The following is a 15,588-nucleotide window of genomic DNA, read 5'->3' as shown; positions in this document are numbered from 1 at the left end:
TTTTATCTCCTTTTTGGTCGATTTCCTTCTTAAAAAAAGAAGTGCATTCCTGCTATGGATATGCACTTTTTTCTTACTTCATTACATATATAATCCGCCGTTAATGTTTAATTGCTGACCTGTGATATACGCACCGTCACGGCATAGGTATACTACACCTTTTGCAATTTCATCAGCTTGACCAAAACGTTTTTTCGGGATTTTTGCAACGATTTTTTGACGTACTTCTTCTGGCACTTCTGCTACCATTTCAGTATCAATAAATCCTGGGCAAATTGCATTTACAGTGACATTTGTTTTTGCAAGTTCTAACGCTAATGATTTTGTAAATCCTAACATACCCGCTTTTGCTGCTGAGTAGTTTGTTTGGCCAAATCCACCTGCTTGACCAATAATAGAAGAAATGCTAATAATTCTTCCTTCTTCCGCTTCCGTTATGTATGGAAGAACCGCACTTGTCGTATTAAATACGCTACTTAAATTCACGTCAATTACGCGCTCCCAATCTTCACGATTTAACTTTTTGAATGTACGATCTCTTGTAATACCAGCATTATTAACAAGAATATCAACTTTACCAAAATGATTCACAGCTTCTTCTACAAGTCGGTTTGCATCTTCTACTTTAGAAACATCCGCTTGCACTGCATAAACGTCATGTCCGTCTTTTCCTAGTTCATTTACTAAGTTTTCAGCTGCTTCTTTACTGCTATTATAGTTAATAACTACTTTCGCTCCCTCTTGTGCTAATGCTACTGTAATTGCTTTTCCAATCCCTTTTGCTCCACCTGTTACGATTGCTACTTTGCCATTTAATTGAACCATTTCTTTTCCCCCTTAAATGAATTTGTGAACGATTGTTATGAATCATTTTGGTACTCATACTGTAGAGTCCCTATATAATTATGTTTCGCTGTTTACATGTGAAAAGAGATTCTCCCTCTCTCTTTTACCTGTTATAAACAAGCGCTTTTATCATTTTTTATTTTCCGGCTTATTCGCAGGCTTTATCTCTTCTTTTACAGGTACTTGTAGTTTAGCTAGTACTGCATTTTGCTTTTCTAGCAATTCTAAAATTTGATCTACTTTTGTTTCAAGCGTACGAATATCTTGTTTCACTTTTGTCACATCACGCTTTAATGTAGGAGCTTGTCCTAAAGAATCTACTTTCTCCTCTAGAAACTCCTCAATGTTATCTACTTTATTTTCTAAGTTAATAACAAGCGTAGCCACTCTTGCGATATCCTCTTTCGTCGGCACATTTACTTGTTCTAAATAGTTTTTTGTCGTATCATTTAATGCTTTTTGATAAAACAAATTCAAATCTAGAACGCTGCCCATCCAAGCAGAATATTCTTCTGTTTTAATTGTTTCATTGAGCGCTTTTCCCCAAAATGTTTCGGTTTGTTCATAAGCATTTTTCCATGCTTGTAGTGGATCGAATTTTTGATCAATCACTTTACCTACACTCCCTTTTTCTTTTTTGAAACAATTCAACCTATTCACTATTTTCTAATATTCTGAATAAAACTTCAAGTCTATATTTTATTTTTTTCTATTTTCTAACAAATGTGTTGACTTTAAAAACAGATAGGTGTAAATTGCACTTATAAGCAAAAAATTCCATCTAACTGATTCATGAGGTGATGCACAATCATGCTACAAAATGAACCAGAACAACGCGAAAGTTTGGAGAACAACCAAGCGAAACAACCAAACTCCATGCCAAAAAACTTCTTAGTTCCCTTCTTACTTCTCTGTCTAAAAGACTGGAGTCTTCATGGTTACAAACTTATTCAAATGCTAATGGATATCGGCTTTTCTTCTGTTGACCAAGGTAATGTTTATAGAACACTACGCAAATTAGAAAAAGAAAACCTTATTTCTTCTACTTGGGATACAAGCGATGGAGGGCCGGCAAAAAGAATTTATTCTTTAACTGAATATGGAGAGCAATATTTAACAACATGTGCGACTTCTTTTGAACATTATCAAAATATGTTGCGGACGTTTTTCACGTTATACACCAATGCATTCTTTCCATTTTCTACTTCTCCAGAAAAGGATGAAAAGGATTCTTCATCTTCACCTGGTGGTACAGCAGAGTAATCTGCGTTCACAATATGCAAAAAAACATTTGGGGGTCAAACAATGGAAACTAAACCATACGAATTAGTCGATGCATTTTGGAAAAACTGGTCTCAATCACTTTCCCTTTTTTCTTCAGCTGGGAAACAATTAGAGCAACTTACTTTAGAAACATTAAAACAACAACAAGATGCTTTGCATAAATTAACATCAGGAGTAGATGAACTAGAAAAAGAACTACAACAAATCACTGCTCAGTTCAATAACCAATATACAGATTACGTGAAACAATTAACTGGTAACTCCTTAAATGATCAAATTAACGAGTGGCAAGACAAGTGGAAAGAACTTTCTGCTCATATGCATCAGCTTACTGTTTCTCCTACAAAAACATCTTTGTCAATTCTGACACAAACAAGCGGTCAATTTGAAGAAACAACAAAACAATTTATTGAGCAACAACAATTACAACGTGAAGAGGCTCAAAAACAGTTAGAGGGTTTTTTGGAAGAGTTCAAGTCAAAACAGTTGGAACTCGCAAAAAAGTTCGAGGAAAACTCAAAAAATCTATTTACTTCCATCAAGTAAGAAAAATGTGGGAGCTAACTGCAGCACAAACAAAACTCTTTCTTCCTCCTACTACATCAAGATGGCTAACATTTTTCGATATGGAAAAGAAGGAGGACAAAATGAATCCATTTCAAGAAGCACAAACTGTTCCGGAGCTTCGTTATGATGAGATTCAAGTCGGTGATCAAGCATCCCTTACAAAAACAATTACAGATGAAGATGTTATCAATTTTGCAAAATTGACTGGAGATGTGAATCCTATTCACATTTTAGATTCTTTTGCAAAAACGACAATGTTTAAAGAACGTATTGCTCACGGTATGCTCGTTTCGAGTTTTATTTCTACTATCCTTGGAACGAAACTCCCAGGCAAAAATACGATTTATTTATCCCAAAATGTTTCATTCCGTGCCCCTGTCAAAATCGGTGATACACTTCGTGTTGTGGCAGAGGTTATTAAGAAGCGTGACGATAAAAAAATCATTACGTTGCAAACAAACATATATAATCAATCAGATGATATTGTCGTGGAAGGAACAGCGACAATACTAAAAAAAGAGTAGCAAAGTTGCTACTCTTTTTTTCTATCCAAGAACTTCTAATCGCACCGATTACTTCCGCGTATGAGTATGTCATTTCCACATAAAATAACGTTACCAGTTTAGATAAGAACTTAGCTGAACTGGACTACTCATAAGGATGTGTATCAACATGGTAAAAACAAACAAATTATTAGTTCCAGGTGCAGAACAAGCGCTTGAACAATTTAAATATGAAATTGCACAAGAATTTGGTGTAAGCTTAGGTTCTAATACAGCATCTCGTTCTAACGGTTCAGTTGGCGGTGAAGTAACAAAACGTCTTGTTGCTTTAGCTCAACAACAATTACGTGGATAATTATATAACATATGGCTTAGAGGCAGATATTATCTGCCTCTTTCTATTTTCAACATACATAATAGTGCTTTTTCACATACTAATCAAAGCAAAACGAAAGGAGCAATATGTGACATGAAACGGATTAATATTAGCATGAGCCCTCCCCGCGTTCTTACTTTATCTTTTATTGTATTATCAGTTGTCGGCACATGCTTATTAAAACTGCCAATTGCTACGACAACGTCCATTTCATGGCTCGATGCCTTATTTACAACCGTTTCCGCTTGTACTGTTACTGGGCTTGGTGTTGTGGATACTGGAAAAGTGTTTACTTTATTTGGACAATGTGTCATTTTAACGCTTATACAAGTTGGCGGGCTTGGCATTATGAGCTTTGCGGTCTTAATTGCTATTATGCTCGGAAGAAAAATCGGTCTTCAAAACCGTATTTTATTACAACAAGCATTAAATCAAACGAATATCGGCGGCGTTATCCGTCTTGCCAAAGCATTATTTTTATTCTCTTTTACAGTCGAATGTATCGCTACTTTAATTCTTTCTTTTGAATGGGTACCCAAATATGGGGTTGCCAAAGGGATCTATTATAGTTTTTTCCATTCAATCTCAGCCTTTAACAATGCTGGTTTTTCTGTGTGGAGCGATAATTTAATGTCCCATTCTCATAGCATTCTTGTCAATTTCGTCATTTCCTCTCTCATCATTTTAGGTGGAATTGGTTTTACAGTAATTGTAGACATAAAAAGAAAGAAAAACTTTAAAAACCTTACACTACATTCAAAACTTATGCTCACTTCTACTCTAATCGTCAACATTATTGCTACCCTTTTTATTTTTATATTCGAGTTCCATAACTCCCTTTCTATGAGAGGTTTTACCCCATTTGAAGAAGGAATGGCCTCTTATTTTCAAGCAATTTCAACACGAACTGCCGGGTTTAATACTGTTGATATTTCTACATTGTCAAAACCTTCCCTCCTATTAATGATGCTCCTTATGTTTATTGGTGCTGGTAGTGCTTCAACGGGTGGTGGGATTAAGTTAACAACATTTTTAATCATATTTTTTGGCGTATTTAAATTTTTACAAGAACAAGAGGATATTGTCGTATTTAAAAAATCCATTAAAGATACTCTCATTGTCAAATCATTAACCATTACTATTATTTCCATTTCATTTATCTTTTTTGCTATTTTAATTTTGAGTATTACTGAGCGAGTTCCTCTATTGATGAGTGCTTTCGAAGTATTTTCAGCATTCGGGACTGTTGGCCTCAGTATGAACTTAACACCCCACTTAACTATAATCGGAAAAGCTATTATTATCTTTATGATGTTTTTTGGGAAAATGGGGCCTTTAACATTGGCTTTTTCATTTGCTCGTAAAAAGAACCGGAAAATAAAATATCCTAATGAAGATATTTTAACAGGTTGACAACCGTATCAATTATCCATATAATGAGAATACAATAACATATCTCCAAAGGGGAGTAGCGTCCAAGAATATTTCTTGGAAACAAAGTCGTCATTACGTAGAACTTAGTTCTTCCGGCTTTGTTGGCATTTTTATTACATATGTCTAGCAAGACCTTTGCCTATTAACGGCAGAGGTCTTTTTTGTATTCATTTCCAAATTCTTCCAAAGTTAATAGGCAGGAGTATGGGGAAACTAAATAGTGGGGAAATTCTTCACTTATTTAGAACTTATAGAGATGAGAGGAGAATGTACATGGATGTATCATTATTATTGGAGTATGGTTGGGTATTACTCATCCTAATTGCACTTGAAGGGATTTTAGCGGCTGATAACGCTCTTGTTCTTGCAATTATGGTAAAACATTTACCAGAAGAAAAACGAAAGAAAGCACTATTTTACGGATTAGCGGGGGCATTTGTTTTCCGATTTGGATCGTTATTTATGATTTCGTTCTTAGTCGATGTATGGCAAGTGCAAGCAATCGGTGCCATCTACCTTATGTTTATCGCTGGTAATCACTTATTTAAAACATATGTTAAAAAGAATACAGATGAAGAAACAGAAGAAAAAGAAGCAAAGAAAAAACAAGAGAACTTCTGGTGGACTGTATTTAAAGTTGAAGTTGCTGATATCGCCTTCGCAGTTGATTCAATTTTAGCTGCGGTTGCACTAGCAATGACTTTACCAAAAACAGGATTAGGTACAATTGGTAGTCTAGATACTGGGCAATTCGTTGTTATCTTTGTAGGTGGACTTATCGGATTAATCATTATGCGATTTGCAGCAACTGCATTCGTACAAATCTTAAAACGTAAACCAGGACTTGAAACTGCAGCATTCTTAATTGTAGGTTGGGTTGGTGTGAAGCTAGCAGTTTATACATTAGCACACCCTGCATTAAATGTAATTCCACATTCATTCCCAGAATCCACTCCGTGGAAGCTTACATTCTGGATTGTATTAGTCGGAATCGCAGTTGGTGGTTGGTTCTTCTCAAAAGAAGTAGAAGTAAAAGTAGAAAAGAATTTAGACGAAAAAGCGCTGTAATTACAGCGCTTTTTCTTTTTCCTTTCTTCCTCTCAATGTCCAGAAAAAATTCCATTATACTATCTTTTGTAAACGTTTTCTTAACGTATGTATGTCCTTTTTGTGAAACATTGCACAAACTTATTGAAAGTGAGAACAATTCCATGTACTTTATTCATATAAGGAGTATTTATAGAAGATTTACTAAAGGAGCGTATTACTCATGCTAGAACAAGGACTAGATTATGTTGTCAAACTGGCTAAAAGCAAAAAGAAAATGCTAGATACAAACCCAATGCAATATTTCATTCGTGCTGCACTTGCGGGTATTTATATCGGTTTTATTATTGTACTATGTTTTAAATTAGGTAACTTTTTTCACATTGCAGATTCACCAGCAACTTATTTAGCTACTTCTATGTTTTTCGGGATTGCTCTCGTACTTATTATATATGGCGGTGCTGAATTGTTTACTGGAAACACAATGTACTTTACTGTAGCAACTTTAAGAAAAGAAACAACGATTTCTGATACACTTCGTAACTGGGTTGCTTGTTATGCAGGTAACTTAGCCGGCGCGTTATTCTTTGCCTTACTATTTTACGCAACTGGAATTTTTGAAGCAATTGATCACGGTCACTTAATGAATAAAGTCGTTGAAGGAAAGATGAACACACCTACAATGCAGTTATTCTTTAAAGCCATTTTATGTAACTGGCTCGTATGTCTTGCTTGCTTCTTACCATCTCAGGTTAAAGGCGACACGGCAAAAATAATGGTCATGATGCTACTTGTTTTCACATTCTTCTTATCTGGTTACGAACATAGTATTGCAAACTTGTCACTCTTTGCTTTATCTTTAGTTTCACCACATCCTGAGACAATTTCTTTTTCAGGTGCTATTCATAACTTAATTCCTGTTACAATCGGTAACATTATTGGCGGATCAGTATTTGTCGGTATGGTATACCACTACTTAACAAAAAAAACACCTGAAATTCAACAGGAAGAAACTGAAATCGCAGCAGCTCAACAAGAAGAGATTATTCCTTTACAAGCACATATGAAACATTAAAAACTCCAAAGTTTTACTTTGGAGTTTTTAGCTTCCCACGTATTTAACAACAAGGTGAGGATTAATTTCTCCTTCTTCCTTTCCCTTATCCATTCTCTGTTTCATCTTGTGCATACCGATGACATCATTCGTATGAAGGTGAATTTCATTTACATATAACCCCTCTGTACAAAAAGCTTCTACAAAATCCAGTCCATTTTTTGCTCCCCACCCCATATTAAAATCAAGGGAAAGAATATTCACATCATAATCCCGAACCATTTGCAAAGCACATTCTACTGTAGTTGCGGGCACATACCCGAACGGGCAACTTCTTTAATCATCCATATATACGTTCATTTTCTATTCCCTCTCTAATTTGAATATGCGGCCAATACATAACATATTGCCCCAAGACTAATAAAAGGACCAAATGGAATTGGTTTTCGTACTTCTATACGTTTTAATACGATACCCACCCCAAAGAAACAAAGACTGAAACAAGATGCTAAAAATAAAATGATAAAAACGCCTTTCACTCCTACTATAAACCCAAGTAACGAAAGTAGTTTTATATCACCTCCGCCAAGCCCTTCTGGATATATCTTTTGCATGCAATATAACAAAATGAATATAACACCACTACCAACTATACTATCTGTCCAAGTAACTAATTGTACAAAAACACTTTCAAGAATGAGTAAAACGGCAAACGAAATTAAAATACAATCAGGAATTAACATATATAAGTAATCTGTAACTGAAATAATAAGAAGTAGCGAAAAAAGGGATAAAATGATAATAAGCTCTCGTTCTATTCCAATCATATACACGGTAAGAAGAAATATACTTCCTGTTATACATTCAAATGCTACATACATAATTGGAATTTTCCTCTTACAATTCGTACAACAGCCTCTTTGTATATAAAATGAAATGATGGGGATTAGTTCTTTTGGCCTTAGCACATATTTGCAATAATAACAATGTGAACGCGGGGTAATAATAGACGCACCTAATGGAACCCTCATCGCAACTAGCATAAAAAAAGAACCAAACACCATCCCTGCTAACAGTGCATATAAATAAGTGAACATCCCTTCCTCTCCTTTCCCAAAAAACATAGCAAAAAAAGGAGAGAACTTCTACTTCATATTATCCTTTATTCTACTAAAAAGCAGGCCATTTTCTGGCCTGCTTTCCCCTCTTTTATACGATAAAATATACTGCTTTTAATGGTCCATGTACTCCGACAACAAGATTCATCTCAATGTCAGCCGAGTTACTTGGCCCTGTAATAAAGTTAATACAAGATGCCGCTGTCTCCCCATTTTCTACGCGTAAGTTCATATCCTGAACTGCTTGTGTAATACGAGGCACAAGTGTTTCACGTGGAATAATAGCAAAATATACAGTCGGTAAAAAGTGTAAAGAACGTCCTTGCCCTTTATGACTTTGTACAACAATTGTACCAGATTCAGCTAATGTATAATCACTAAATGCAATACCAATATTCGCTTTTTCAGCTAAACGCATATTTTCGTCTTTTCTCTCTGGATCCCATACGTTTACTTCAACGTCTCGCTTTGGAAGTTCTTCTTTAAATAAAGATGTTAAACCATATGCATCAAAACGCTCATCTGCTGATAATAAAATAGGTCCACCGCCGTTTTCCATGATTACTTTTTGAAGGTCTTCACCTAATCGGTCATTTGTCGTTTCTACTACAGTTGTATGAATGTTTGTACATTGCTTTTTAAACACTTCTAGTAATTCTTCTTGTGAACAATCTTTTAACGTTTCTATATTCACATTACTTTTCCATACTGGTCGCTCTACACCTTCTGTTTTACGCGCGCGCCCAAGTTCTTTTGCAATGTTATCTAGAAAGGCATCACGGTTTTGAATTAATCCTGTCATTATTTATCCCCGCCTTTCTTATGATCTTTATACCAATCACGGAATCGCTCTTTACTTGGAGCTGGGAATTCCCGAATATCCGTCCAGTTTTTAAGTGGTCCAACACCTTTTGATACACGATTACCAGATGTAAATGGACTCATTGCCGCTGGTGCCATTTTTGATCCCATTTTATATAAAGCAGCTGAAGAAGCACCCATACTAAACATTTTCATCGCTAGTTTTTCTGCAAGTGGTGCACGACCTTCTTGCTCAACAATAACTTGACGATGTTTTAATAATAAATCATGCAATGGAATTTTTACTGGACAAGCTTCTGTACATGCTCCGCATAAACTAGATGCATAAGGAAGCTCTTTGTAATCATCATATCCACCTAGAAGCGGTGTTAATACCGCACCGATTGGTCCTGAGTAAATCGATCCATATGAATGTCCACCAACGTGACGATATACAGGACATACATTAACACAAGCAGCGCAACGAATACATTGTAATACTGAACGGAATTCAGATCCAAGAATTTGAGAGCGACCATTATCAACAACAACTAAATGAAATTCTTCAGGTCCATCAACTTCCTCTTCTTGAATTGGCCCCGCTACTGTTACATAACTTGTTAATTTTTGACCTACTGCACTACGACATAGTAAACCAACTAAAACATCTAATTCTTCCATTGTCGGAACCATACGTTCCATACCCATTACCGCTATTTGTGTTTTAGGAATTGACATAACAAGATCTGCATTACCTTCATTCGTTACTAAACAAAGAGAGCCAGTATTTGCAACAGCAAAGTTACAACCAGTTACACCAATTTCTGCATCCATAAATTTCTCACGAAGTTGTTTACGAACAAACTTTGTCATTTCATACGGGTCATCAGAATTTTCATAGCCTAGCTTTTCTTTAAATACGTCGCGAATTTGCGTTCTATTTTTATGAAGTGCAGGTGCAATAATATGTGAAGGTGGATCGTTATCTACTTGCAAGATATACTCTCCTAAGTCACTCTCTAACACTTCACAGCCAATCTCTTCAAGCGCATGATTCATACTGATTTCTTCTGTTACCATCGACTTTGATTTTACTACTTTTTTCGCTTGTTTCTTTTTGGCAACGTCTTGAATATACTTTGCTGCTTCCTCTTTCGTCTTCGCAAAGTACACGTGTCCGCCTCTTTTTGATACATTTTCACTTAACTGCATTAAATAATAATCAAGATTTTCTAACGTATGTTGACGAATTTGTTCACCTAGTTCTCGCCACTCTTCCCAGTTTCCTAATTCATCTGCGGCTTTTAAGCGATTCGTATATAAACGCGTTTGTGCAGAAGAAACTGCTCCGCGCATAAACGAATCTTGAATTCCATCACCAACGCGATCATTAAATTTTTTCTCACTGATTTTCATAGACATAGCTTATGTTCCCCCTTCATGAGCGACTATTCAGTACCTCAGCAATATGCATTACTTTTACTTCTTTTCCTAAACGCTCAATACGTCCGCCAATGTTTAACAAACACCCACAATCTGCACCGATTAAATAATCTGCACCTGTTTCCATTACACTATCTACTTTTTCGTCTACCATTTGCTCAGAAATTGGAGTCATCTTAACTGAAAACGTTCCCCCAAACCCGCAACAATTTTGCACGTTTGGTAAATCTCTCACAGTTAATCCTTTTACATTTGATAATAAAATTCCTGGTGCTTCTTTTATTCCGAGCATACGTGTCATATGACATGATTTATGAATAGTAGCTATCCCTGGTAAACTTGCACCAACATCTGTAACTTTTAAAACATCTACAATAAACTGTGTAAATTCATAGGTTTTATCAGCAACTTTTCGTGCACGTTTAGCCCACTTTGGATCATCTTTGAAAACATGCGGATACTCATGAAACATTGTCGCACACGAACCAGATGGCGTAACGATATATTCTGCATCTTCGAAAGTTTCAATCATATGTTTCATCGCTTCTTTTGCTGCTTCTACATGGCCACTATTATAAGCAGGCTGGCCACAACAAACTTGTGCTTCTGGAAATTCAATTTCACAACCTAAACGCTCCAACACTTCAACTGTTGCTTTGCCGACATTTGTTTCGAACATATCGACTAAACAAGTAACAAATAAAGTAACTTTCATAACTATTACTCCCCCTTTTTACAACTTCGCCAACAAACATATGGTCATCAGATGATTGAGTAGAGAAGAAATAGGCTCAACCATGGCCTATCCTCTCCCTCTTCTAAAGAAAACGCTTACTTAATCTTTCTCTATTTTATCAGAAAATTAAATTTTTAAAAGATTAAATTACGAATTTATATCGTTTTTACCTGTGACAATATGTTCTACATTTGTTAAATGATCTAGCATTGCTTGCTGCGCTAATTCTACATCTTGTTTTAACACCGCATCATATATAACTTGATGCTCTTCTATAAGTCGTTCTGATGTCGTTTGTTCACCATATAAAATAATGCGTCTTGATTCACCAATCGTTTCAGCAATCATCTCTGAAACATGATTCATGAGTTCAAGCAAAATGCTATTATGCGAAGACTCTGCAATTCCCATATGAAATTGAAAATCGGCTTTTTCGCCAGCCTTTTCATCTCCAATGCTCTTTGCCATTTCATCTAACCAATGTTTCATATTTTGTAAATTATCTTCCGTACGTTTTGCCGCCGCTACTCGAACTGCCCCCACTTCAAGCACCTTTCGTACTTCTAATAAATTCAAAATATCTTCTTTCTTCATTAATAATCTATTGTTTAATGATTTCGTTAATGAAGAAGAATCGAAGTTCTTCACATATGTACCTTCTCCTTGTTTCATCTCAATTAAGCCCATCGCTCTTAGCGCACTTAGCGCTTCACGAACAGCAGATCTACCAACTTGAAACTGCTCAGCTAATTGATGCACAGGGAGTAGTTTGTCACCAGGTTTTAACGTACCATTTTTAATCATTGTTAAAATAGCTTCAGATACTTCTTCGTAAATTTTTTTCGGTTTAATAGATTTGTACTCCAGTTAAATCACCTCAGTATCTTCCAAACAACAATTGAAACGATTTATAAGAACTTTGCATCATAACTATTTTAGACCGAATTGATAAGAAGTACAAATGTTTTGTTCATAAAATAGTCAAATTTTCGATATTTATTACATATTAATTTATATTTTTACGTATAAAGTGAAACTTTAATCAGTAGGGGTTTTGTTCATCCCCCACTGATTATTAGCCCTCACCAATCGGGCTTTTACGGACAGCAGGGCCTCCACCTAACTTCTTTGCTTCCGTTGAATTTTGAGGTGAAGGTCTTACTGTCCGGCAAATAGCGGGATAAATATTTTCTTCAATATAAAGAACATGTCCTAAAAATTAGAACATGCCCCCCTCATCCTGTACATTCAGTTTAATAATAACCGTTGTTCCCTTATCTTTTTCACTTTCAATTTTCCAATGTCCACCATGTATATGAACAATTTGTTTCACAATAGCAAGGCCTAAACCTGTTCCACCGTGTTGACGACTTCTCGCTTTATCAACTCGGTAAAAGCGTTCCCCAAGATTCTCCAAATGCTCTATATCAATGCCAATTCCTGTATCTTTTATTTTCAATTCACAGTAATCATCGATTTGCTCTAAAGTTATAACGATATTTCCGTTTTGATTTGTATACCGTATCGCATTATCTAACACATTATGAAGCACTTGTTGCATACGATCCTCATCAATCATGACAATGATCTCTGGATTTAAATTGGTTGAAATATGAAGTTCCTTTTCTATAAACTTAATCTCATACGTATCTAATACGTCTTCAATCAGCTGTGAAAAAACGATAGGTTGCTTCTTTAACGGAAAGTGCTCACCTTCTAATTGTGCTAAGTCTAACAAGTCATGAACGAGACGCTGCATACGACCTGCTTCTTTATGAATTAGCTGCGTTACTTTTTCCTGCTGCGGTCCCTTGGCAACGCCATCTAAAATAGCCTCGCTATACCCTTTTATATAACTAAGTGGTGTTCTAAGTTCATGCGAAACATTTGCTAAAAATTCCTTACGCTTTACATCTTCTGTTTCTAATGAATTGGCCATTTTATTAAATGCTTTTCCTAGTCGTCCAATCTCATCCTCTGAAGAAACTGTAATCCGCTCCGAGAAATCTCCCGTAGCCAAATGATTTGCAACCCGTTCCATTTGCGAAAGTGGCTTCGTAATTGCAATTATAATTTTTCTTCCAACCCATATAGTAATTAAAATCATAGCAATTGCTAACGGTGCTAAAATAAGACCCATATCATAGATTAAATCTTTTATACTTTTTAAAGGAATATACGAATAGACAATTCCGACTAATTTTTTATTTTCTAATACAGGGATGACAACCCCCATAATATTACGGTCAAAATGTTCTTCATATCCTATTTTTGTCACAGTTTTCCCATCTAATAGCGTTTGCCTATCTCCTTCACTTATAAGGGAATGATGATGCACATCAAAAGGCAAACATGCACTTAAATCACGCGGATTAGACACGAAAATAACGTCTGAACTAGATATTTGATCAAACGATCTTACTTTCTCTTCAAAAGTTGATATTCCTTCGTGCTTATCATATTGAGCAGCAAGATTTTTTCCTTCCATTACTAATGAACCTTTTAAATTATCAACGTATAGTTTTTCATACGAGTATAAAGATACGAAATAAAGAAAGGACACTGTTACACATACTGCACATACTACTGTAAGCCAAAGTTTTTGTACCATTGTAAACATGCGTTACACCTCGAATTTATAGCCTACACCCCAAACAGTTTGAATGTAGTTTCCACTTTCTCCAAGCTTCAAGCGCATCGTTTTCACGTGCGTATCTACTGTTCTTGTACTTCCGGCATAATCATATCCCCATACCTTTTCAAGTAATTGCTCCCGGCTAAATACTTGTCCTGTATGCTGGCAAAGAAAATATAGTAAATCAAACTCTTTTACAGTAAGAGAAATCGACTCACCATCCGCCTCGATTCTTCTACTTTTTTCATTGATAAGAATTGGTCCAAATTGAATCTCTTCTTGCTGTTCTTGCTTTGTATATCTTCTTAGCACAGCTTCCATACGGGCGACTAATTCACCAGGACTAAACGGTTTTACAATATAGTCATCTGCTCCCATACGTAAGCCGTTCACCCTATTCCACTCTTCACCTTTTGCGGTTAAAAATATAATCGGCACATCTGACGTTTTTCTAATTTCTTTACAAACTGAAAGTCCATCCATTTCTGGCATCATTATATCTAATACAACGAAATCATAATGATCCGTTTCTAGTTTTTTAAGAGCCTCTTTTCCATTCTCAGCTTCTCCCCACTCATATCCAAAGTTATCCAAATACATTCCAACAAGCTGCCTCATATCACTTTCATCATCTACAACTAGTACTCTATATTTATTCATTGTCCTTCCCTTCCCTCTCTATGAGTTGAAACGGTCCTTTTCCGACTTTAATTGTTTGTTTTATTTTCAAATTCTTCATATCCATAACGCACACTTCATCACTATCATAACTTGCTACATATCCTTCTGCTCCGCTCTCCAAAAATGCAAATGGATTTGATCCTACTTCTACAGAAGCTATTTCTTTATATGTGCTAATATCAAACTTTCTAAGTGTATTCGACCCATGACTTAATGCATATACGTACTTACTATCCTTCGTTATATTCACAGGCATAAATGGAGCATGTAAAGAACGTACCATTTCTCCATCCTGCAAAGAATATACTAACACTTTCTCATTTACTTGATTTCCATCACCATGTCCGCCAATCCATATTTCTTTCCCATCAGGACTAATCGTTGCTCCTGCTGATGCTGGTGGAATCATAAAGGATTGAACAACCTCTTTTTTCTTCGTATCAATTGTCGTTAGTTTCGTATCATAAAAGTTTAATACAGATAACCGATTATGATACTCTACCATCGTTATAGGTCCTTTGCCTGTTGAAACATTTCCTGTCTCTTTCCCATTTATCGTAAAGAACCTTACCTTTTGAACATTTTGATCGGCAGCAAATAATTGTTTTTTATCTTCTGATACGACCACATTTACAATGCCCTTTCCAGTTTTATATTTTCCCACTTGCCTTCCTTCCGTTAGTGAATATACATACATATATTCTAATTGCTTACCGTATACAAGTATTTCCTCACCATTTGGAAGCAGTGTGATTCCGGCCATTGGCTCATTTAGTTCCCATGTCGTGATTAACTTTTTATCTTTTTTATCAATAAAACTAATACTGCCTTCTTTTATATTCGTTGTTATAATAACATTTTTATCTTTAGCAATTGGTGTATACGAACTTCCTTGACACCCTACTAATAGAAATAAAAAACAGAGAAGAAAAACATACTTTCTCAAAAGATTCCCTCCATCTTCGGATGATTTCGTTATAATTGTAAAATAACAAATAAATGTGTGGAAAGTGTGAAATTTTCCTTTCTTACTCAATTTACATATATAATGTACAACAAATAG

17 protein-coding genes, 1 pseudogene and 1 riboswitch are annotated in these 15,588 nt (G+C 35.6%); of the genes and pseudogenes, 7 read left to right on the top strand and 11 right to left on the bottom strand.

The window, feature by feature from the left end:
- Positions 1 to 81: 81 nt before the first annotated feature.
- Both H6481_RS03790 and phaR read right to left on the bottom strand, forming a co-directional pair.
- Positions 82 to 825 (bottom strand): acetoacetyl-CoA reductase, encoded by a 744-nt coding sequence (locus H6481_RS03790; RefSeq protein WP_000250407.1) that lies wholly within the window; start codon positions 823 to 825, stop codon positions 82 to 84.
- Between the two features lie 150 nt (positions 826 to 975).
- Positions 976 to 1,458, bottom strand: coding sequence for a polyhydroxyalkanoic acid synthase subunit PhaR (phaR, locus tag H6481_RS03785; protein WP_000566941.1), 483 nt, complete (start codon positions 1,456 to 1,458; stop codon positions 976 to 978).
- 198 nt (positions 1,459 to 1,656) lie between these two features.
- On the opposite strand from phaR, the gene phaQ reads away from it, so the two are divergent.
- From phaQ to H6481_RS03750, 7 genes are all read left to right on the top strand, one after another.
- On the top strand, positions 1,657 to 2,109 hold the full coding sequence (phaQ, locus tag H6481_RS03780; RefSeq protein WP_000939954.1) for a poly-beta-hydroxybutyrate-responsive repressor: 453 nt from the start codon (positions 1,657 to 1,659) through the stop codon (positions 2,107 to 2,109).
- A gap of 42 nt (positions 2,110 to 2,151) precedes the next feature.
- Positions 2,152 to 2,676, top strand: coding sequence for a polyhydroxyalkanoic acid inclusion protein PhaP (gene phaP / locus H6481_RS03775; RefSeq protein WP_098852284.1), 525 nt, complete (start codon positions 2,152 to 2,154; stop codon positions 2,674 to 2,676).
- 101 nt (positions 2,677 to 2,777) lie between these two features.
- Positions 2,778 to 3,221 carry a MaoC family dehydratase gene (locus H6481_RS03770; protein ID WP_001067916.1) on the top strand — a complete coding sequence of 148 codons (444 nt, stop codon included), beginning with the start codon at positions 2,778 to 2,780 and terminating at the stop codon, positions 3,219 to 3,221.
- Positions 3,222 to 3,369: 148 nt separating this feature from the next.
- Positions 3,370 to 3,555 (top strand): alpha/beta-type small acid-soluble spore protein, encoded by a 186-nt coding sequence (locus H6481_RS03765; RefSeq protein WP_000241212.1) that lies wholly within the window; start codon positions 3,370 to 3,372, stop codon positions 3,553 to 3,555.
- A 114-nt stretch (positions 3,556 to 3,669) separates the two neighbouring features.
- Positions 3,670 to 4,989 carry a TrkH family potassium uptake protein gene (locus H6481_RS03760; protein WP_000822356.1) on the top strand — a complete coding sequence of 440 codons (1,320 nt, stop codon included), beginning with the start codon at positions 3,670 to 3,672 and terminating at the stop codon, positions 4,987 to 4,989.
- A 38-nt stretch (positions 4,990 to 5,027) separates the two neighbouring features.
- Positions 5,028 to 5,192, top strand: a riboswitch (yybP-ykoY riboswitch).
- 91 nt (positions 5,193 to 5,283) lie between these two features.
- Positions 5,284 to 6,078, top strand: coding sequence for a TerC family protein (locus tag H6481_RS03755; protein WP_000383326.1), 795 nt, complete (start codon positions 5,284 to 5,286; stop codon positions 6,076 to 6,078).
- A gap of 202 nt (positions 6,079 to 6,280) precedes the next feature.
- Positions 6,281 to 7,132: a formate/nitrite transporter family protein gene (locus tag H6481_RS03750; protein ID WP_075718809.1), complete on the top strand. Its 852-nt coding sequence runs from the start codon at positions 6,281 to 6,283 to the stop codon at positions 7,130 to 7,132.
- A gap of 27 nt (positions 7,133 to 7,159) precedes the next feature.
- On the opposite strand, the pseudogene H6481_RS03745 reads toward H6481_RS03750, so the two are convergent.
- The 9 genes and pseudogenes from H6481_RS03745 to H6481_RS03705 all read right to left on the bottom strand — a co-directional run bounded on the left by H6481_RS03745 (position 7,160) and on the right by H6481_RS03705 (position 15,471).
- Positions 7,160 to 7,471 (bottom strand): annotated as a pseudogene (locus H6481_RS03745) (cyclic-phosphate processing receiver domain-containing protein).
- A 14-nt stretch (positions 7,472 to 7,485) separates the two neighbouring features.
- The gene (locus tag H6481_RS03740; protein WP_000495719.1) at positions 7,486 to 8,208 is read right to left on the bottom strand and encodes an A24 family peptidase; all 723 of its coding nucleotides are present in this window, start codon (positions 8,206 to 8,208) and stop codon (positions 7,486 to 7,488) included.
- A 112-nt stretch (positions 8,209 to 8,320) separates the two neighbouring features.
- Positions 8,321 to 9,031, bottom strand: coding sequence for a lactate utilization protein C (locus H6481_RS03735; RefSeq protein WP_000147182.1), 711 nt, complete (start codon positions 9,029 to 9,031; stop codon positions 8,321 to 8,323).
- On the bottom strand, positions 9,031 to 10,452 hold the full coding sequence (locus H6481_RS03730; RefSeq protein ID WP_000061930.1) for a LutB/LldF family L-lactate oxidation iron-sulfur protein: 1,422 nt from the start codon (positions 10,450 to 10,452) through the stop codon (positions 9,031 to 9,033). The genes H6481_RS03735 and H6481_RS03730 overlap by 1 nt, the downstream gene beginning before the upstream one ends.
- Before the next feature lie 16 nt (positions 10,453 to 10,468).
- Entirely contained in the window at positions 10,469 to 11,188 is a 720-nt protein-coding gene (locus tag H6481_RS03725; protein ID WP_182811042.1) for a (Fe-S)-binding protein, read from the bottom strand.
- A gap of 168 nt (positions 11,189 to 11,356) precedes the next feature.
- On the bottom strand, positions 11,357 to 12,046 hold the full coding sequence (locus H6481_RS03720; RefSeq protein WP_254904472.1) for a FadR/GntR family transcriptional regulator: 690 nt from the start codon (positions 12,044 to 12,046) through the stop codon (positions 11,357 to 11,359).
- Positions 12,047 to 12,428: 382 nt separating this feature from the next.
- Positions 12,429 to 13,829 (bottom strand): ATP-binding protein, encoded by a 1,401-nt coding sequence (locus H6481_RS03715; RefSeq protein ID WP_000494810.1) that lies wholly within the window; start codon positions 13,827 to 13,829, stop codon positions 12,429 to 12,431.
- A 3-nt stretch (positions 13,830 to 13,832) separates the two neighbouring features.
- Positions 13,833 to 14,504, bottom strand: a complete 672-nt coding sequence (locus tag H6481_RS03710; protein WP_001046397.1) for a response regulator transcription factor — start codon at positions 14,502 to 14,504, stop codon at positions 13,833 to 13,835.
- Positions 14,497 to 15,471: a YncE family protein gene (locus H6481_RS03705; protein WP_182811040.1), complete on the bottom strand. Its 975-nt coding sequence runs from the start codon at positions 15,469 to 15,471 to the stop codon at positions 14,497 to 14,499. The genes H6481_RS03710 and H6481_RS03705 overlap by 8 nt, the downstream gene beginning before the upstream one ends.
- Positions 15,472 to 15,588: the final 117 nt, after the last annotated feature.

It is taken from the genome of Bacillus sp. ME78, assembly GCF_903970865.1.
Classification (GTDB): domain Bacteria; phylum Bacillota; class Bacilli; order Bacillales; family Bacillaceae_G; genus Bacillus_A; species Bacillus_A cereus.
This window is presented reverse-complemented; position numbering and strand designations above follow the sequence as displayed.